Origin of the sequence: Desulfotalea psychrophila LSv54 (assembly GCF_000025945.1) — a bacterium.
Lineage (GTDB): Bacteria > Desulfobacterota > Desulfobulbia > Desulfobulbales > Desulfocapsaceae > Desulfotalea > Desulfotalea psychrophila.
The window spans coordinates 1-19261 of the sequence record NC_006138.1; the positions used below are offsets into that span (position 1 = coordinate 1).

General features: G+C 44.8%; 16 protein-coding genes. 3 read left to right on the forward strand and 13 right to left on the reverse strand.

The annotated features are described in order from the left end of the window. Positions 1-93: 93 nt before the first annotated feature. Positions 94-774 (reverse strand): class I SAM-dependent methyltransferase, encoded by a 681-nt coding sequence (locus DP_RS00005; protein WP_011187246.1) that lies wholly within the window; start codon positions 772-774, stop codon positions 94-96. Positions 775-809: 35 nt separating this feature from the next. Here DP_RS00005 and DP_RS00010 point away from each other — a divergent pair, with 35 nt between their 5' ends. Then, entirely contained in the window at positions 810-1634 is an 825-nt protein-coding gene (locus DP_RS00010; RefSeq protein ID WP_011187247.1) for a ribonuclease H-like domain-containing protein, read from the forward strand. A gap of 6 nt (positions 1635-1640) precedes the next feature. On the opposite strand, the gene DP_RS00015 is transcribed toward DP_RS00010, so the two are convergent. From DP_RS00015 to fusA, 5 genes are all read right to left on the reverse strand, one after another. Next, complete coding sequence (locus tag DP_RS00015) at positions 1641-2564, reverse strand: MBL fold metallo-hydrolase (RefSeq protein WP_011187248.1); 924 nt, start codon at positions 2562-2564, stop codon at positions 1641-1643. 40 nt (positions 2565-2604) lie between these two features. After that, complete coding sequence (locus DP_RS00020; RefSeq protein ID WP_011187249.1) at positions 2605-3453, reverse strand: HDOD domain-containing protein; 849 nt, start codon at positions 3451-3453, stop codon at positions 2605-2607. 70 nt (positions 3454-3523) lie between these two features. Beyond that, positions 3524-4294 carry a phosphoribosylformimino-5-aminoimidazole carboxamide ribotide isomerase gene (hisA, locus tag DP_RS00025; RefSeq protein ID WP_011187250.1) on the reverse strand — a complete coding sequence of 257 codons (771 nt, stop codon included), beginning with the start codon at positions 4292-4294 and terminating at the stop codon, positions 3524-3526. A gap of 559 nt (positions 4295-4853) precedes the next feature. Beyond that, positions 4854-5543, reverse strand: a complete 690-nt coding sequence (locus DP_RS00030; protein ID WP_041277410.1) for a hypothetical protein — start codon at positions 5541-5543, stop codon at positions 4854-4856. A gap of 118 nt (positions 5544-5661) precedes the next feature. Beyond that, positions 5662-7749: an elongation factor G gene (gene fusA / locus DP_RS00035; protein ID WP_011187252.1), complete on the reverse strand. Its 2088-nt coding sequence runs from the start codon at positions 7747-7749 to the stop codon at positions 5662-5664. A gap of 1186 nt (positions 7750-8935) precedes the next feature. Between fusA and DP_RS00040 the strand changes: the two genes are divergently transcribed. Beyond that, positions 8936-10249, forward strand: coding sequence for a hypothetical protein (locus DP_RS00040; RefSeq protein ID WP_041277411.1), 1314 nt, complete (start codon positions 8936-8938; stop codon positions 10247-10249). Between the two features lie 368 nt (positions 10250-10617). On the opposite strand, the gene DP_RS00045 is transcribed toward DP_RS00040, so the two are convergent. Then, positions 10618-10995: an endonuclease domain-containing protein gene (locus DP_RS00045; protein ID WP_011187257.1), complete on the reverse strand. Its 378-nt coding sequence runs from the start codon at positions 10993-10995 to the stop codon at positions 10618-10620. Between the two features lie 343 nt (positions 10996-11338). Between DP_RS00045 and DP_RS16395 the strand changes: the two genes are divergently transcribed. Then, positions 11339-12304: a glycosyltransferase gene (locus DP_RS16395; protein ID WP_011187258.1), complete on the forward strand. Its 966-nt coding sequence runs from the start codon at positions 11339-11341 to the stop codon at positions 12302-12304. 367 nt (positions 12305-12671) lie between these two features. Here DP_RS16395 and DP_RS00055 read toward each other — a convergent pair whose 3' ends face one another. From DP_RS00055 to DP_RS16400, 6 genes are all read right to left on the reverse strand, one after another. Continuing rightward, the gene (locus DP_RS00055) at positions 12672-14015 is read right to left on the reverse strand and encodes a UDP-glucose dehydrogenase family protein (protein WP_011187259.1); all 1344 of its coding nucleotides are present in this window, start codon (positions 14013-14015) and stop codon (positions 12672-12674) included. A gap of 189 nt (positions 14016-14204) precedes the next feature. Beyond that, positions 14205-14534 carry a glycosyltransferase family 10 domain-containing protein gene (locus tag DP_RS00060; protein WP_011187260.1) on the reverse strand — a complete coding sequence of 110 codons (330 nt, stop codon included), beginning with the start codon at positions 14532-14534 and terminating at the stop codon, positions 14205-14207. Beyond that, positions 14527-15249: a hypothetical protein gene (locus DP_RS18165; protein ID WP_041277413.1), complete on the reverse strand. Its 723-nt coding sequence runs from the start codon at positions 15247-15249 to the stop codon at positions 14527-14529. The genes DP_RS00060 and DP_RS18165 overlap by 8 nt, the downstream gene beginning before the upstream one ends. Before the next feature lie 114 nt (positions 15250-15363). Further along, positions 15364-17415 carry an acyltransferase family protein gene (locus tag DP_RS00070; RefSeq protein WP_049784966.1) on the reverse strand — a complete coding sequence of 684 codons (2052 nt, stop codon included), beginning with the start codon at positions 17413-17415 and terminating at the stop codon, positions 15364-15366. Between the two features lie 225 nt (positions 17416-17640). After that, positions 17641-18408 carry a hypothetical protein gene (locus tag DP_RS00075; protein WP_011187263.1) on the reverse strand — a complete coding sequence of 256 codons (768 nt, stop codon included), beginning with the start codon at positions 18406-18408 and terminating at the stop codon, positions 17641-17643. Between the two features lie 147 nt (positions 18409-18555). Beyond that, on the reverse strand, positions 18556-19203 hold the full coding sequence (locus DP_RS16400; RefSeq protein WP_011187264.1) for an acyltransferase: 648 nt from the start codon (positions 19201-19203) through the stop codon (positions 18556-18558). Between the last annotated feature and the right edge of the window lie 58 nt (positions 19204-19261).

The window sequence follows — 19261 nt, forward strand, 5'->3', positions numbered from 1 at the left end:
GTCTCTACCTTGGTCTGTGTTTTTAATTTCAGTATAGCCTCATTCTCGCATCTGTTTTTGAGTCCTTTACCTAAAAGATCTTTCTCTGTGTTCTCATTTTCCTCTGTGGTTAACTTTTTTTAGCTTTTCGCTTCCCTTAATCAGCAAAAAGACATCCCCTCCCACAAGCTGAACCGACGCCTGCAATTTTTTACCAAGCCACTGAACAGTAGACTCCGAAAAGAAGCAAATATGGGTGGGGTCATTCTTATAGTGCCAATTGGCAAAGAGCTCCTTTGTAAGCACCCGCTTAGTCATCACAGCCAGCACACCCTCAGGCTTTAAACAGGCCCATAACCGCTCTATCTCCATCCAAGGATCCTGTAGATGTTCAAAGACCTCTGAACTGGTGATAAAATCATACTGCTCGGCAAAGACCCTTTGATCAGGGGCGTAAATAGGATCATAAATGGCCATTACATGCCCCCTCTCCTCAAAGAGTATGGAGAGAGTCGGCCCCGGCCCGCAACCAAAGTCAAGACCACAGGCACCAGCAGCTATGCGCGCAAGCACAGGTTGCAAGAGACGGGATAAAAACTTTCTGTAACCGGCATCGTCTGGACTGTTTTGGTGGAGGTCATACTCCCTCTTACTCTCCTGCTGCGAGAGATGAAAGGAGTCTGGGACAAAGACAAGATCGCAGACCGGACAGTGCAGATACGTCCTGCGCCGGTCACGATGGTAAAAATGGCTTGCGCATTCTTTACAGAGAGGGCACATATCATGGTCTTGCATAAAAAACCTCACTAAAAACAAGGGTCAATGAATCTATGTTACAACATACCTTCTGCCATATATCAGGTCTTGGCGCAAAAACCGAAAAAAAACTCTGGGAAGCTGGCATCCACAACTGGGGGCAAATCTCCTGTTCCACCGCTGTAAGACTTTCGCCAACCAGCAGAGCTGATCTCGCCCAAACCTTGGAAGAATCGCTTACGGCACTAGAGAACAATCCAAAATATTTTACAAAAAAGCTGGCCAGCACGGAAAGTTGGCGAATATTCAACCAGTTCAGAGATCAGTCGGCCTATATTGATATCGAGACCACGGGCCTCAGTGATGATGCAGAGATCACCACCATCGCCGTCTATGATGGCAAGAAGATCATGCACTATATCCAGGGACACAACCTTGACGACTTCGTCCGGGATATACGGAGATATAAGGTACTGATCAGCTACAGCGGTACCGGATTTGACCTACCCGTTATCGAAAGATACTTTAAAATCAAACTCGACCATGCCCATATCGACCTGCGCTACGTCCTGGCAAGTCTTGGTATCAGAGGCGGTCTGAAGGGATGCGAAAAGCAGATCGGCATTGACCGCGGCGACCTCGATGGCATTAATGGCTGCTTTGCCATCACTCTCTGGCGAGCATACCAGCTACAAGGAGATCAGGCTGCCCTGCAAACTCTGGTCGCCTACAATATTGAGGACAGCGTCAACCTTGAACGACTTATGGTGGAGGCCTATAACCGCAAGCTACTGGCAACCCCCTTTGCCGCTGAGATGAGCCTACCTAGCCCCAAACTACCTGTCCTACCATTTCAGGCGGACCGGGATTGCATCAGACGATTAGGCGGCGGGCAGTAGTCCAAATCAAAGATCTAACTGCATCCCCTCCCGAGCAAATTCTACCTGCATGGAGAGACTCTGGCAATATTTCTCACTAAAAAGATCCAGTTGCGCATCTGTTCGATCCGGATCATGATGAAACAAGACCAACCTCTTCACCCCGGCACGTTCAGCGGCCTGTATCACATGCTCTATCGGACTATGTCCCCAGTCCCGACGCATGGTCTCATACTCCTGCTGGGTATACTGAGCATCATGAATGAGCACATCTGCCCCGGCAAAAAAAGATTCTATGGCCCTGTTCTGCTCTGCGGCAACAAGCTCTCCCTCGTAGGCAAGCATTTCGTCATATTCAGGATCATCGCGATCTGTAACAAAGAGATTACGAAATGGTTCTGTATCATAACAGGTACAAAAGACCTTACCGCCATACTCAAAACGATAGCCGAGGGTACTGACAGGATGATTAAGGTATTTAGTGGTAAGTTGAAGTCCACGCCCCATATCAAGCCGAGAGATCTCTTGCAGGGAGCGATAATTAATATGGGAAGAGAGCTCCCCCACATTTACGGGAAAATAACGATACTTCATCTGCCCCCCCACCACATCTTCCAGGGAGTTTTCCTCATAGGATACGGGGCCATAGACATTCATTCTTGTTGTTGGCAAATATATGGGGGCAAAGAAAGGAAAGCCCATTATATGATCCCAATGGGTATGGGAAAGAAAGAGGTCTAGAGAGAGACTACCCCGGGGTACATCCGCATTCATCAAGGCGTTGCCCAGGGCCCGAATCCCGGAACCTGCATCTATCACCACCAACCTGTTTTCCAGACCAACGCGCAACTCTATACAGGCACCATTACCACCATATTTCTGGGTGGTCCTACCCGGACAGGGAATCGAGCCACGCACTCCCCATAACTTTACTGTAAATGTTTCCGCCATCCCTCACCAAGTCCCCAATAAGCCAATCCCAAGCAAGAGGCTATACCTGTAAAAAGATCTTGGCCCGCTCTATTTCAACCAAGACATTCTCTCCCATCTGGACCAACTGATCCCAATCAAAACCAAGCCGAACCAGAAGTTCATCTCGCCTCTGAAGATCGGGATAGGCATTACCGGCGGAGCCATATCCCATACAGTTGATATACAGATCGGCAAGACTTACCAGAGCTATCCGCTCATCACAACCCCGATGATCGAAATCATGATGGTGCGAAATACAGTCCGTTAAAAAGGAGTTAAATTTCCATTTCTGAGCAATCATCTCTCCAACATATTGATGAGTTATACCAAAAACCTCCTGTTCCACCTCGATCAGTGGAATCTGCTTCTCCTCAATAAGTTCCAGCACCTGCAAATAATCATCGGCGAAGGGGATTTTGCCCAAATCATGAAGCAAACCTGCGAAAAAGAGTTCCTCTCTCTGCATAAGATCAAGGTCTTGCAAACCACCAAACATCTTGGCGGCAACGGCAACGCCCAGACTATGAACCCAAAATTGCTCCATGGAAAGGGCACTTTTTTTTCGCGCATGACCAACAAGGGCAATGGCAGCAGTACTCAGGGCCATATTCTTGACAGTATTCATCCCCAACATGGTAATCGCCCGGGGCAGAGAGGTCACCTGGTTTACCAGAGAGTAATAGGCAGAATTAATCAACTTCAAGACCTGACCGGTGAGAACAGGGTCAAGAGAAATAACCTTACAAAGCTCATTGGGGGAGGCATTCGTCTTGCTACAGACCTGAAGTACCTTACCAACCGTTGTCGACATAGAAGGCATATGGTCAATAAATTTCGTGATTTTCAACTGTTGTTTGCTTTTTTCCATCTCTATAAAACCGTATTCAAGTGTAGTAGCACATCAGAGATGCGCTTATTCGAGCTAAGGCCTTAGCCAATTAAAGATCGTTTCTCTTATGGAACTCCACTGCCTCGGCATAGGAGATCAGGCTCCCGCCAAATATATCAAGAGCGCTACCAATAGTGGCATCAATTCGGCCCCTGCCAAGCTCGGCAATGGCCTGCAAATCCTCCACGCCACGGATACCACCAGCATAGGTTGTGGCAATGGGGCTCCAATCTGCTAACTTCAGGACCAAATCACGCTCAATTCCTTCACACTTACCCTCCACATCGGCCGCATGCAGAAGAAATTCATCACAACAAGAGGCAAGTCGTTCCAGCACCTCTGGTACAACCTGCACCTCGGTAAACTTCTGCCATCTATCGGTGACAATAAAATAGTCATCACCTCGCCGCCGACAACTCAGATCAAGCACCAGACGTTTCTTACCCACTCGACGGACAAGATCCGCCAAGCGTCCTTCATCTATCTGACCATTAGAAAATACCCAGGAGGTAACAATCACATGCGATGCGCCCAGATCGAGCCAATCACAGGCATTATCATAGTTAATGCCTCCGCCAATTTGCATACCTCCGGGCCAGGCGGCAAGGGCAGATTTTGCGGCGTCATCATTGCCCGGACCTAGCTTGATAATATGACCACCCCTCAAATCATCCTGCCGATAGAGGTTGGCAAACCAGCTGGCAGGCTTATCTGCCGTATAATTTGTTTGAAGTTGGGACGGTTCTACATCGGATAGGGTCGAGCCAACAATCTGTTTCACTTGACCATTATGTAGGTCTATGCATGGTCGAAATTTCACAAAAAAGATCCTCTTTGATCAACAGATAAATTAACATTTAATAAATTGCGTAAGATACAAGATCCGTCCCATAGTAACAAGAAAAAAGACAGATACGAAGGGCAAGGACAAGAAAGCAGTTAACCACAGAGAAGGAGAGAACACAGAGAAGAACATTTTAGATAAAGAGCAAAAAACCTGAAGCTGTCAGAAAGGATAGAACCAAAAAGATAAAGCAGTGGCAGTGGCTTTTTACCAAAAAACCTCTGTGCTCTCTATGATCTCTGTGGTTAACTTTTTTTTACAGTTTTTTGTCGCGACACAAAAAAGGGACAGAACCCATCAGGTCCCGTCCCGCATCATAACGCAAAAAAACAACCCATCTCCACACTCACCGCCTAGCGGTCAAGCATAGCGGAATGGCGAACCTTTAGCTGTAAAGCGCTAGCCATTTCAGATTTATGCTTTACTACTTTTTAATTAATTTGCTCTGTGTACTCTGTGGTCTCTGTGGTTAACTTTTTTCGTTTTTAACTAACAGCTGACAGCTGTAGTTATCTTAAAGCTGACAGCTCAATTCTTATCCCTGCTGCAGAAGCATAGTGGCAGGATTAACGGTCAGAACAGCACCAGGCTGGACGGCACATGGTCCACATTTAAGAACCTTCAACTTAATTTCTTTTTCTTCTGGATCAATAAGGAACACTGTTTCAAAGAGGTCTTCAACTTCATGACATGGGGCAGGAATACCTTGGGCACTTAAACGTTCATCATCTCGATGACAGAGGGCGCTAAACCACATCATCTTAATACCTGTCTCTTCAGCAAAGGCACGTAGGGACTCTAATAGCGCACGGTCGGATTCAATAAAATCAAAGCCATCAATCACCAGACAATCCGCTTGGAACTTACCCTGCTGTCGTAAATCGTCGATACGTTTGGCCAGAACGGCCTGGGAGAATTCACCTTCCTGGAAGGTCATGATCATACGCCTTGCCATTAAATTCCTGACATTCTGCGCATCTAACTTGAGGAGTGTAACAATGTCATTATACCAGGCCCTCGTCTTTTCAAGACCTGTACCGATCGAAACATGAAGAACATTATTGCCGTTCATCATAAAATCAAGTGCAAACTGGACAAGAACTGCGGTTTTACCAATCCCAGCCCGGGACATAACCAAACCCATAGACTGAAAGCCATCACCCTTCTTGCTGTCCAAACCGATTACCCTAAGTGGGTTTATTACATTCTCTTCTGAACTTTCCATGGCAGCCCCCTCTTTTCTGTTTGTCTTTAACAACATACAATGCAGGCAGTTATCCTATCAGGTCTAACAAAAAAACCATGATAGGATAACTTCAGAGTAGCCGGTTACTGCAATTTTATCAACCGTTCTTACGCTCTTCCTCGTGGGCTTTGATCAAATTATCACCAACGGTCTTTGGAACAGGCTTGAAGTTTGCGAACTCCATGGTGAACTCTGCTTTACCCTGAGTAAGGGAACGAAGAGTGGTAGAATAACCGAACATTTCAGAAAGAGGCACCTCTGCTTCAATCACAGAATATGTACCTTCTTCGTTAGAACCAATGATCATACCACGACGCTGGTTGATGGATCCCATAACAGCACCTTGGAATTCAGAAGGACCTTCAACGCTTACCTTCATGATTGGTTCCATGATAACAGGCTTAGCCTTCATGTAACCATCTTTAAACGCACCAACAGATGCAATTTGGAAGGCAACATCGGAGGAATCAACTGCATGAAAAGAACCGTCATTGATAACACAACGAACGCCGGTAATTCCTGCACCACAGAGATGACCTTTCACCAGAGACTTTTGGAAACCTTTGTCACAGGAGCTGATAAATTCACGAGGAATTGCTCCACCAACAATCTTATCAACAAATTCGTAATCGCCCTCATCGAGAGGCTCCATATAACCTGCAACACGACCGAACTGACCAGTACCACCAGTCTGCTTCTTGTGGGTGTAGTTGAACTCAGCACGCTGAGTAATGGTCTCACGATAAGAAACCTGAGGCTTACCTACTTCAACTTCAGCAGCATACTCACGCTTCATACGCTCAACGTATACTTCCAAGTGAAGCTCACCCATACCGCTGATGATGGTCTCATTGGTCTCGTGGTCAACGAAGGTACGAAAGGTAGGATCTTCCTTGGTGAAACGGTTGAGAGCCTTGGACATGTTAATTTGAGCTTTGTTATCTATGGGCTTAATAGAAAGGGAAATTACAGGCTCAGGCACATGCATAGAGGTCATGGAACAGTTTACTGCATCATTGGTGAAGGTATCACCGGAAGCACAGTCAACACCGAAGAGGGCAACGATATCGCCAGAGCCCACGCCATCAATCTCTTCCATCTCATCGGAGTGCATACGACAGAGACGACCGATTTTCACCTTACGACCGGTACGACGATTGTATACGGTATCGCCCTTGGTCAACTGCCCCTGATAGGTACGTACATAGGTCAACTGACCATAACGACCATCTTCAAGTTTGAAGGCAAGCATGATAAGAGGATCTTCATCATTGTTGGTTACCGCAAACTCAGTTTCCTCGTTATCAAGGTCAAGACCAATATTCTCAACATCGGTAGGACATGGGAGATAGGTCTCAACGGCATCAAGAAGCGCCTGAACGCCCTTATTCTTATAGGCAGAGCCCATGAATACAGGGGTGAATTCAAGAGCGATAGTTCCCTGACGAACAGCCTTATAGATAAGATCGATATCAACATTCTCGCTATCCTCAAGAAGTGCTTCCATCAGCTCTTCTGAGAACATGGAGATCTCTTCAAGAAGAGTTTCACGCTTCTCTGTTGCCTCATCGAGCATCTCAGCAGGAATATCTGTGATACGAATCTCATCGCCATTCTCGCCTTCATAATAAACGGCTTTCATGGTCACAAGATCAACCATACCAACAAGATCACCTTCAAGACCAATTGGCATCTGCATCATATGTGCATTCAGTTGCAATTTTTCCTGAAGCTGTCCGGTTACCTTGGCTGGATTGGCGCCGGTACGATCACACTTATTGATAAAAGCAATACGTGGAACATTGTAACGAGTCATCTGACGGTTAACGGTAATAGACTGAGACTGAACTCCACCAACGGAGCAAAGTACCAGTACCGCGCCATCAAGTACACGAAGTGCACGCTCTACCTCTACGGTAAAGTCAACATGGCCAGGAGTATCGATAATATTAATATCAGTACCCTTCCAGTTACAGAAAGTTGCGGCAGACTGAATGGTAATTCCGCGCTCTTTTTCAAGCTCCATGGAATCCATCTTGGCACCAACTCCATCCTTACCACGTACTTCGTGGATTGCATGAATTCGGTCTGTATAAAAAAGAATACGCTCAGTCAGAGTCGTCTTCCCAGAGTCAATATGGGCACTGATACCAATATTACGAACTTTTGATAAATCTTTACTCATGGCTTGCTGTCCTCTAGCAACCGGCCCGGCCGGCTCTTCTCTAGGCTTTGAGAAAATAAAAAATGAGATACCACTGATTTGTAGTTCTCATCACCCCTTCCAGCACAACGCTAGAAGCTCACTTATAGTGGCAATATTAACATAAAACCACCGCTTTTACCTTATAATGAACCGCATAGAATACACCGCAATTCCTTTCTGCGCTATAAAAAAAGAAATATATTTTTGCTTTTTTACTCCGCAAAGATGCGCCCGTCCGCCATTTTTTCTCCAAATGAAAAGAGAAGGAAGGCAAAGAAAAGAACAGTTAACCACAGAGGAAGGAGAGTACACAGAGAAAAACAGCTCTAAGTAAACTGCTTTGTGAACACAAAGAGGACTTTTTAGGTGAAAAACAAATGCAAAAAAGAACAGCCACAAAAACACCCCCACCCCTATGTGGCAGTAACAGTTTACAAAAAATCTCTGTGATCTCGGTTCCAGTGGTTAACTGCTTTTTAGCTTTTTAATTAATTCCCTCTGTGTACTCTGTGATCCTGCGTTTAGTGCTTATAGCTGGTTTCTCTGCTATTTTTTCGCTTTTTCTAGCATCCGCCACTCCGCGGTGCTCCACTGCTCATATCTAGCATCTTTTTTCTGTCTCTGTGATCTCGGCTCCAGTGGTTAACTGCTTTTTAGCTTTTTAGCTCTTTAGCTTCTTAATTAATTCCCTCTGTGTACTCTGCGATCCTGCGTTTAGTGCTTATAGCTGGGTTCTCTGATATTTTTTTCGGTGTTTCTAGCATCCGCCGCTCCGCGGTGCTCCACTGCTCATATCTAGCATCTTTTTTCTGTCTCTGTGATCTCGGCTCCAGTGGTTAACTGCTTTTTAGCTTTTTAGCTTTTTAATTAATTCCCTCTGTGTACTCTGTGATCCTGCGTTTAGTGCTTATAGCTGGTTTCTCTGCTATTTTTTTCGCTTTTTCTAGCATCCGCCACTCCGCGGTGCTCCACTGCTCATATCTAGCATCTTTTTTCTGTCTCTGTGCTCTTCAGCCAGTGGTTAACTGCTTTTTAGCTTTTTAATTAATTCCCTCTGTGTACTCTGTGATCCTGTGGTTAGAGCTACCCTCTAACTGCTAGTCTTTCCTGATGGTCCATGCTAAACTGCCCCCATCAGAATAACTCCCCCCTAAAAGGACAATCCATGTCAGCAATTAGCGAAGATAGCGTATTCACCTCCCTCAAACAAGAGGGCCCTCTGGCAGTACCAAAATCTGTTGTCATAGATAAAACATTCAGCCCTGAATCACGGCTGTGGGTGAAAAATATCTGTACCAGTAGCACCCATATCACAAAATATCGCGCCCTCAGAAGCCAAATATTTGCCCTGCTCAACATCAGCCACTTCAAAGAGATAGAGGCCCTGATCAAGACCCCCCAATGCCAACAGGAAAAAAGCCAACGGGCCTACTCATTACTGGCCAATATGTTTGACATGCAGGGTTCCAATCGGGAAATAGAGGCCCGGGTCAATGAATATGCCAGAACAGCCGATGCGGTGGTCAACTCCCTGAAAGAAAAAATCCTCGCCCCCTATACCGCTTATATTGCCACCACCAATGAAATAGCGGTGGTTAACAATCCCATCGAACTGATTCTGATCATGTTTAACGATCGCTATCACCGCAAGGCTCGATTTGAGGCCCGACGCAAACTGGTACTGATGAGTCTTGCCGGAAGCATCGACCAACGGGAGCGTGAAACAAAAATTGAAGATAAATTTTCAAAATTTCTGAATTTTCTCAACTGTTATGTCTGGAGCAAAAAACAAAAAATAGGTGAGCACGACATTGCCTTCCTTCACTCCATCCACAGGGAAGACAATTTTAGCTGTAGCAGCGTCAAGGTGATTTCCCCCAAGGAACTGAAGAACTATTCCACTGGCAAGGGCATCAAGCAGACCCTGCTCAAGAGGAGAAGATTTACCGTACGGGACAAAGATATTCCTATCCATGTATCTGTACGCAAAAAACCACCTGAGGCCAAGGTACTCAAACTGCTCAGAAAGAACCAAAAAAACCCTGCTGTTGCCGTAGATGATGAGCTCGGGCTTATGGCAGTGCTGGATTCCATGGCAGATATCAAGACCTTCCAAAACCATCTGACCCAAAGTGCAGCAGAGGCCAATTCCTTCCTGGCACTGGAAAACATTTCTGACTCACTCAGCGAAAATTCTCTCTACAGATCGCATGCAATTGGCTCGAGCAACAAGACCCCTATGATGAAATTTTTTGCTCGTCTTGGTGGCATGCGGGTAGAGTTTATCATCCATACCAACAAATCCTGGCTTAACTATATGTACCAAAAGGATGTGGCCCACGACGAGTATGAGGTCAAAAGATTTTTTGACTCCGGAGTAGCCGAGCTTCTCTTTCCCAGGAAAATATTTCACCTTGATCACGGCAAAATCCGCAACGAAATGATCCAGCTCTTCCGACAACACATAGAGGGAGAATAAAGCGGCAAAAAACAAAAAGCTGTAGCAGTGAAGCGTTAGCGGAATGGCAAGACTTGAGCTATCAGAAAATGCAACGGCAAGGGCGGTTAACCACAGAGGGTGGGAGAACACGGAGGAAAACTTTTTAGATAAAGGACGGAAAGATAGCAGTAGAGCGTAGCAGGTAGGATGAGATATAGTTAGAAAATATTTCCTCAGAAGAAATGCCTGTTAATTATTTAATAATGCTTAAAAAACATGGCAAGAGTCGCTCCTCCTCTTGGTAAGGGGAGGCGGGGGTGGGGTTTGTCGCTTTTCCCGCAAGTACGGAACTAGCATGAACAAAAAATTTTCATAGACTAAACTCGCTGATTGCAAAGCAAAGAATCCTATTTTTGTTGTAGTAATTCGACTTTAGTAGCAATATTTTCTGCAACTGCAAGACCGTTGTTGAGGACATCGACGTTTGTGTAGTGGAGAATGGTGAGGCCAAGTGATTTGAGAAAATCTTCGCGCTGTTGATCATGTTCAACGGCACCTGATTGGAAATGACTATCGCCATCTACCTCAATGACAAGTTTGAGTTCATGACAGTAGAAGTCGACTACGTATCTGCCGATGCTATGTTGGCGACGAAACTTGCAACCGCAACCTTTTCGCCTGAGGTAAAGCCAGAGCCCTCTTTCCGATGGCGTGAGATTGTTGCGAAGCTTTTGTCGGAGGGTTTTATGCTTTTTGAGTGTGAAGGCTCTTTTGCTTGTTGTCATTTTCTTTTTAGCATAACACTCTTTTACGAGATGTGGCAAATGGCTTTTTTATGCCTTTAAAAGAGTGTTTTTTGGCATGATTTTCTAGGCAAGGCTGTTTTAGTAAATTGATTTTACTTGTTAATGCACAAACCCCATCCAACTTCCCCTTACCAAGAGGAAGAGCTGTAGCAGTGGAGTAGCAGCGAAGCGGCGGCAGTGAAGCATAGCGGAGTGGCGACTGCCTAACAGATTTAAATCGAGAGGAAAAGTTGCAGACAGAACCCTGAGATAATGTTATTTAAAATTACAAGCTAACAAACCACAATAAATTAACAGCACCACTTCAAAAGACAATACGCTCATGCCAAAGCTCTCATTCATCATCCCCCTGTACAATGCAGAAAAGTTCATTGAAAAGTGTCTATTAAGTATATTACAGCAGAACGTCCCCATTCAAGACTATGAAATAATTGTCGTTAACGATGGGACAAAGGATGATAGCCGCAAAATAGTCTCGGAAATGCAAGAAAAATTCTCAAACATCAAGATCATAGACCAAGAGAACAGTGGGCCGAGCGTCACACGTAACAGAGGACTTCGTGTTGCGACGGGTGAGTATGTCTGGTTCATAGACTCTGATGACTACATCATCGATAACTCCTTACAAGAACTCCTGGATATTTTAACAATGCCCTCACCTGACATACTTTATATAGGCTATAAAAAAGTATATGAAAACAAGAGGGACGAAAAAGGCACAGGAGAACGTAATGGCACAGCACAGCCCTACACCAATCATCAATTCTTAAAAAAATTCAAATCGTTCCCGCCAATGGTCTGGCTATATATCTACAGACGAACCATGCTCACAGAGAACAGGCTCTCTTTTCCGGAAGGAATAATGCATGAGGATGAAGAATTTACCCCCAAGGCCCTCTTCTTTGCAAAAAAAATAATTCACTTCAACAGGGCAATATACTGCTATCTGAAGAGAGAGGCATCCATAACAAGTAGTCCATGGAACCCTCTCATCGACATAAATTCAAAGTATGAAATTTGTCATTCACTGGCAGAATTTTCCAAGGCTCATAGCGACTCAAGAGACATTTGGCAGTCATACTTCTCCCGCAAAACAAACAGATTAGCCATAAACGTTCTAGATCTGTGCATAGCACACAACAAACCGAAACTGTTTAAAGAAAAACTTGCTCAACTCAAAAGAAACAGGCTTTACCCCCTGCAAGCCAAGGCATCCCTCGGAATAAAGGACTACCTCTACGCACGATACAAAATGATCCAGTTCAACAGATACCTTAAACGAAATTAACAGGGCTCACTAAGATCAAGGAGGAGCTATAGCAGTGGAGCACCGCAGAATGGCGAGCCGACAGCTAATAGCTTACAGCTTACAGCTTCTTTTCTCTCTTTGTGTCCTTGGCTGCCGTGGTTAATCGTTTTTCCGCCACGCTCCACTGCTCAGCTTTTTACCAAAAAACTAGCTCTTTGCTCTTTAATTCATTCCCTCTGTGTCCTCTGCGACCTCTGTGGTCAACTTTTTCGCTTTTAGGCAGTCGCCACTCCGCTCTGCTTCGCTGCTGCAGTTTACCAAAAAATCTCTGTGTCCTCTGTGGTTAACTTTTTTTACTTTTTACTTTTCGCCACTTCGCTGCTACTGACAGCTGACAACTCCAATCTTAAAGCTTTTTCCTGCAACTCCTACCCCGACCAATTCCATAATAGGCAAGGCCAGCATCCTCCACCCGGGAAGGTTCATAGAGATTACGTCCGTCAAAAATCACCCTATCCCTCAGCTTTTCCTGAAGCATAGAAAAGTCTGGAACCCGGAAGTCTTTCCATTCGGTGACAATGACCAGGGCATCGGCACCTACTACAGCCTCATCCTTACTGGCAACAATCTCCAGATCAGCACGCATCCCGTAAAGACGAAGGGCCTCGTCCATCGCCTCTGGATCATAGGCCCGAACACGTGCTCCCGCCTGCCAAAGTCGTTCCATCAGGACCCGACTCGACGCCTCACGCATATCATCGGTATTGGGTTTAAAGGAGAGGCCCCAAAGAGCAAAGGTCTTGCCGGCAATGTCATCACCATAGTGGCAGGTAATATGCTGATAGAGCTTTTGTTTCTGCTGGAAATTAACCTGTTCAACGGCCTGAAGAATCTGGGCATGATAGCCAACCTCTCGCCCAGACCTCTCCAGGGCACGCACATCTTTAGGAAAACAGGATCCACCATAACCACAGCCCGGATAGATAAACTGATAGCCAATACGAGAGTCCGAACCAATGCCCCGGCGTACCTCCTCGATATCCACCTCCATCCTTTCGGCCAGATGAGACATCTCATTCATAAAAGATATCTTGGTGGCAAGGAGACAATTGGCCGCATATTTGGTGAACTCAGCACTGCGCACATCCATAACCATTATCTTGTCACGATTACGGTTGAATGGCTCGTAGAGTTCACGCATAAGGGTCTCTGCCTGGGGGCTCTCGGTACCAATGATGATACGTTCAGGCCGCATGCAATCTTCAAGGGCAGAACCCTCTTTTAAAAATTCCGGATTGGACAATACCTGAAATGGTAGTTCCTGCCCACGTCTGGTAAGCAGATCCTGCACATGGGCACGCACCTTATCGGCTGTACCAACGGGGACAGTTGATTTATTGACAATGATCTTTTCATCGGACATCAGGGAAGCAATGGTACCAGCAACCCCAAGCACATACTGCAGATCCGCACTGCCATCCTCACCCGGAGGTGTACCCACGGCTATAAACTGGATGGTGGCATGATCGACCCCAAGGGCCGCATCGGTACTAAAGCGGAGACGAGCGACCTCGCAATTTTTAAGTACCAGTTCCTGAAGTCCAGGTTCGAAGATAGGGATAATCCCCTGCTGGAGACCAGCAATTTTCGCAGCATCAACGTCGACACAACAGACATCATGACCACAGTCTGCCAAAGCCACCGCCTGCACCAAGCCCACATAACCTACTCCAAAAACCGTTACCTTCATAAAAGCCTCACAAAAAATGATAAAAGATACGAGATACGAGATACGAGAAAGAACAGTTAACCACTGCTTATGAGAACACAGAGTTTTTTTAGATAAAGGTCGAGAGCAAAGGGCAGAAAGCTTGAAGCTGTCAGCTATCAGCTATCAGCTACCAGCTACCAGCTACCTTTAACTGACAGCTAGCCTTTCTTACTGTTTTCTTCCCAACATCCCAGCAATATCACCCTTCAACACCTGAAAGTACGCGTATATTTCACAAGCAGCATTTTCTGTAAAGACAGGCTCCTTTAAAAACTTTTCCCGAACCGTCTCCTCCCTATATATTTTCTCGATAAGGGCTAACGACTCTCGATTATCCGAGTCTAACTGCCAAAAGATAATTCGCCGAGGATTCAACACCCCCGGTTCAGGTTCAGCCCCCCCCCAATAAACAGGAATTGCTCCAGCCTCAATTGCCTCAAATATCTTTTCTGTGACATAGCCCTTAGCCGGTGAGTTCTCAGGACAGATATTAAACAAAAATTGCTGTAAATACTCCTTTCTTATTATCAGCAAAGGCCACCCGCAACGATTCATCATTATGACATAAATCTCCAGCACAGGCAACGGGCGCAATAGTCGAAATGGCTGCCACCACATCTGACCTGCGTAAAGAAAAACCATCGTGGCGAGCAACTAAGGCAGCAAACTTATTTTTTTTCCCATGGCTCTGCGCCTCAATTTCAGCCAAACGCTGCCTGATATCTTCCAGGGAGGCGTTCACTGCAAATTCTGGGCTGAAAATATAGGTTAACCACAGAGGAAAACGACGATATCCCGGCCGTTCATCATAATCAAACCCCATGGCAAGGGTGGGGAGACCTTGAAGATAATCCTTATATTGGCGATGATAGGGCAGATGTAGATTCTCTCCTGAAAAAAAGAGCGAGGGTACAGTACACACCCTGAGCAGAAGTCGAGTTAAAGCAAAGTCGGTAAAGAGAGAGACGAGCAACAGCTGAGGCCTATACCACGATACGACAATTTTTTCCCCGATACTTTCTTGGCAAAAACGAAAAAACCAACTGCGGGAGGGAGCATCTTTTTCCTTAAAATGATTGCCAAAAACTGCAATTCGTACCGAACTATCAGCCCCCTTTCTCCCCAGAAAATCCCCTGCTACCGACAGCAGAAGGGATAATCCTCCGCCAATACGTTTTTCCCACTTCTTCCAAATTGACCAAATTTTTTTCATTATAACCCCACAAAGAGCAAGTGCACTTTGCCAATACCAAGAACTCTTACAGGAAGAACGGCAATCACACACCACATAACGACCGCAAACTCACAAACCGTCTGACCGAACGCTCTACATAGGAACTATGTCCTCTTGCAGCGAACATGTCCCCTCACTCTCATTTTGGAAAATCTGCTCAAACATCGGCTGCAAAAACTGACTTCCATACTCACTCAGGTGATCTGCATCCGAATATAAAGATCGACCATCTTTGCTACCATAGCAGTTTTCAGCATCACAAAAAGCGGGCAATGGATTTAAAATATGAACCCCACACTCTTGCACAGCTCGATCCTGGGCCTCTAGAACCAAGCTATTACGTGAATAATACTTCTCCAGGGGGAGAACAACCCGCAGCTCCTCTCCCCGTAATATTTGTTGAGCCAAGGTTTTAGGGACATGAACGCCCATGGCAGGAACTGGCCTGACAAGATACACTTCCCTTGTTTTTGCCAACATACAGGCCGTCTCAACAATTTTAGTTTGATACTCTTGTTGAAACCATTTTTCATCAGCAGATTGCGGAGAACGAGATATAAAGCCCAATGGCTGAGCCACACCACTGCTCCCGACTTCTCCCAAGAGGTACAGAGATGATCTATTGACAATAACAAGAGGTATATCTCTGGATATTTTATCTATATTAGCAAACGCCCAATTATTAAAATCCAAACATTGGGAAACTCCATTTCGCTTAAATCCCTTAATTGTTGGGCAACCAGACATTCCCCAAAACAGTACGCCCTTACCATGTGCCTTCGCCGCTCCACCAAAAGAACGAGCAACAGCACCCGCATGACTATCCCCCATTAAAATAGCCCCAACACTCTCACCTCCGTAAACACATCCCGGTGAACCTGCTCCCGTTGCAGCTTCAAAGCACTCTTCACGCCGTGGATCGCGGTTATCAATCTCGCCAAGAGCGGCCGCGCTTTCCCGTACAAAAGAGAGTAAACGATTCTGCGGCAATACCGAAACCTTAGCATGGATAATAACACTGAATAAGATCACCATGCATACACCAGGCACAAGAGTATATCGTTCTCGAAAAATGCCTCCCCTTGCCAAATACAGGCGACAGGGATTCTCAACAAAAGAGTAGGAGATGCTTGCAAGAACAAAGCTCAGAACAACAAAAAACATTGTCCAAAGCACATGGCCATCAACTCCCAAAAAGTACGCGACGACAACCAGAGGCCAATGATAAAGATACACAGAGTAAGATCGCGCGCCAATCCACTGCACAACTCTATTGCTGATGAAACAAGCGTCATGACGAGCGTATATAATAAGCATGGTCGCAACAACAGGAAGAGCGGCCAAATACCCGGGCCAGAGAAAATTTTCTCGGAAAAGAAAGGCACAGGTAGCCAAAGAGCCCCAACCAAGAAAAGATACAAAGCGTGAATACCTTCCTGCACAGCAAAAGCGATCATCAAGATAAAAAACAATCCCACCGGCAAGCATCTCCCACACCCGGGTAGGCAAGAGATAAAAGCTCGCCACAGGAGCACTTCTGCTCAATATTACGCAAGAAAAAAAAGAGCAAACAAAGAGCAGGATAATGACAACAAGACCAGAATCAAATTTGTAGCCAAAAGCTGATATCCCCTTCCGCCAAAATCGGTACAACAGTACTAAAACTACAGGAAACAAAAGATAAAACTGCCACTCCACGGAAAGTGACCAGGTATGTAGCAACCACTTCTCCTGAGAATCCGTGTCAAAGTAACCATTTTTTCCCCAATAATAAACATTTGAGAAGAACAACAGGGCATTTGTTGCTTCAGAACTAAGCTCTTTATAGTTCCCCTGTGGTAAAAAGAAGTAGCCAAAAAACAAAAGCAGGGCCACAAGAACCAAAAGGGCCGGAACAATTCTTCTCGCACGAGACAGGTAGAAATATCTCAAAGAAAAGGTTTCATTTTTTATCCCTGTCACAATAATTTTTGTCATCAAAAAGCCAGAGATGACAAAAAAGACATCTACACCGATAAAGCCGCCCTTAAGATGCAAAAAACCAAAATGATAAAAAACGACAAACAAAACAGCACAGGCACGTAGCCCATTTATATCTGGCCTAAATCCATTTGCACTCCGCCGACCTTTAATACTTTCTCCCAAAACCCTTTCTCCTAACATAAGGCAACACTTAATGAGACTTTATCAGAGGACCTGACAAAATATGCAAATTTAACAAGGTAAACTATTGACATCATTTCAATCTCTTCCGTATTCCACCTAAACAATTCCCCTACATATTACCAATTTTATGCATACATTAGGGGGTAAATATCCTTAAACACCCTGCAATTTTTTAACAACGAGGTTCCACAATACAGAACCACATCAGACCATGCCGATCCAGCCCTTAATCATCTTACGGAATCGATCAGATCTTGCAGTTTTTCTGGTAAGCTCAACTAACTGACCATAGCTTGAATTCTCGTATTCTGGCATCATCTTATTCCCCCATTGTGAGGGATCCCGATACGACTCCAATCCATGTTTTTTACTGAGAAGACTCAAAATAGACTGGTCATGTCGATGCTCAACAAATCCCGGATAATTTTCTCCGCAACTATTTACCTGATCGGTTAAAATTCTCTCATCCTGGGCATAGCGCAAATATTCATCAAAAAAAGAGAGAGATCGATCTGTCTTTTTTATCAAAACAAAACCGCCTATTCTCTGCATTGTTTCTTTATATTTTTCTTCATCACAACCCAGCAAAACAAAGGCATCTCTCTTAGTCCATCTCTTTTCTATGTGCTCAAGATCAAAAACAATAACATCCTGTGACCTTTGCGTACTTATATCTATCAGAGGATCAATGCTCCCTATAAAATGGGAGCCCGAATCACAGTAGAACAAAAAATCACCATACGCCAACAGCTCTAGTGTTTTTTGTATAATATACGGCTTCCAAAGCCAATATCCCGCCCCTCGTTTTTGGGATAGTATCTTTTTATTTTTCTTGGCAAAGTCACTACCTATGTCCTTGGGGCCATAGGAAATACATTGATCAAATCCACCGATAGCTATACCTGATTCACTGTTTTTTTTCTGTGCTTTTTTAAATGCATCATCCGCATAATTTATAAGTATTTTTCTCATGCCTTACAGAAGGTAAAAATTAAAGACCTGCCTAAAAGAGCAGATCAGATAGATGTATTATCAGCAGAAATTAACCAGGAGAAACAACAAAGAAGAGAGCCGTCACTCTTTATGAGCAACCGGCTAGAGCAAAAAAACCATAAGTCATCAATGTTCTGCTTTTTTAAGCAGAACATTAGGACGTGCCAGATCCCAACATATATTGGTCTTAACAATTTTTGCAGGATTACCAGCAATAAGTACATTATTTTCCTCAAAACTTTTCGTTACTATACTGCCCCACCCAACCATACAATTATCGGCAATAATCACGTTCTTACCGATTTTCACATCAAGCCCGCACCAAACATGATCACCTATTTTAATATATCTTCCTCTATTGGTAACACAGTTATTCGTATCAAGCATGCTATGGCTATCTGTACACCAAATTTGTGCTCCCGCCGCAAAAGAGCAATCCCTGCCAATTTCAATGACACTCTTATCTTCAAGCATCATTATTGTTGAGCCATTGCTTTTACTATCTTGCCCTATTATCAAAGAACACTCACATACAGGACAATCATCCGTCCCTATATGAATAGTATCATTCATAAGAGATGTGTTCTCTGCTATATATACGCGATTCCTGTCACCTATGATCGAAATCCGCATACTATCCAGTATTGATTTTGAGGTAATACTATTGCCATCTCCCTTGATTGATATTTTCCGTACCTTACCTCTACCAGGAATAGAAACAATATTATCTGACCCCTCACTCTTAACCCTGCTAAAATAACTTAAAAAAAGCATACGCTACCATCTCTTTAAGGTTTTGGCATCACACCCCATAATACCCTCACGGGAAAAC

Excerpts from the sequence above, each read along its gene's own strand:
- DP_RS00020 (WP_011187249.1), bottom strand. The coding sequence starts at position 3,453 with ATGGAAAAAAGCAAACAACAGTTGAAAATCACGAAATTTATTGACCAT.
- DP_RS00015 (WP_011187248.1), bottom strand. The coding sequence starts at position 2,564 with ATGGCGGAAACATTTACAGTAAAGTTATGGGGAGTGCGTGGCTCGATT.
- fusA (WP_011187252.1), bottom strand. The coding sequence starts at position 7,749 with ATGAGTAAAGATTTATCAAAAGTTCGTAATATTGGTATCAGTGCCCAT.
- DP_RS00075 (WP_011187263.1), bottom strand. The coding sequence starts at position 18,408 with ATGAGAAAAATACTTATAAATTATGCGGATGATGCATTTAAAAAAGCA.
- DP_RS00030 (WP_041277410.1), bottom strand. The coding sequence starts at position 5,543 with ATGGAAAGTTCAGAAGAGAATGTAATAAACCCACTTAGGGTAATCGGT.
- DP_RS16400 (WP_011187264.1), bottom strand. The coding sequence starts at position 19,203 with ATGCTTTTTTTAAGTTATTTTAGCAGGGTTAAGAGTGAGGGGTCAGAT.
- DP_RS00010 (WP_011187247.1), top strand. The coding sequence starts at position 810 with ATGTTACAACATACCTTCTGCCATATATCAGGTCTTGGCGCAAAAACC.
- DP_RS16395 (WP_011187258.1), top strand. The coding sequence starts at position 11,339 with ATGCCAAAGCTCTCATTCATCATCCCCCTGTACAATGCAGAAAAGTTC.
- DP_RS00005 (WP_011187246.1), bottom strand. The coding sequence starts at position 774 with ATGCAAGACCATGATATGTGCCCTCTCTGTAAAGAATGCGCAAGCCAT.
- DP_RS00040 (WP_041277411.1), top strand. The coding sequence starts at position 8,936 with ATGTCAGCAATTAGCGAAGATAGCGTATTCACCTCCCTCAAACAAGAG.
- DP_RS00055 (WP_011187259.1), bottom strand. The coding sequence starts at position 14,015 with ATGAAGGTAACGGTTTTTGGAGTAGGTTATGTGGGCTTGGTGCAGGCG.
- DP_RS18165 (WP_041277413.1), bottom strand. The coding sequence starts at position 15,249 with ATGAAAAAAATTTGGTCAATTTGGAAGAAGTGGGAAAAACGTATTGGC.
- DP_RS00045 (WP_011187257.1), bottom strand. The coding sequence starts at position 10,995 with ATGACAACAAGCAAAAGAGCCTTCACACTCAAAAAGCATAAAACCCTC.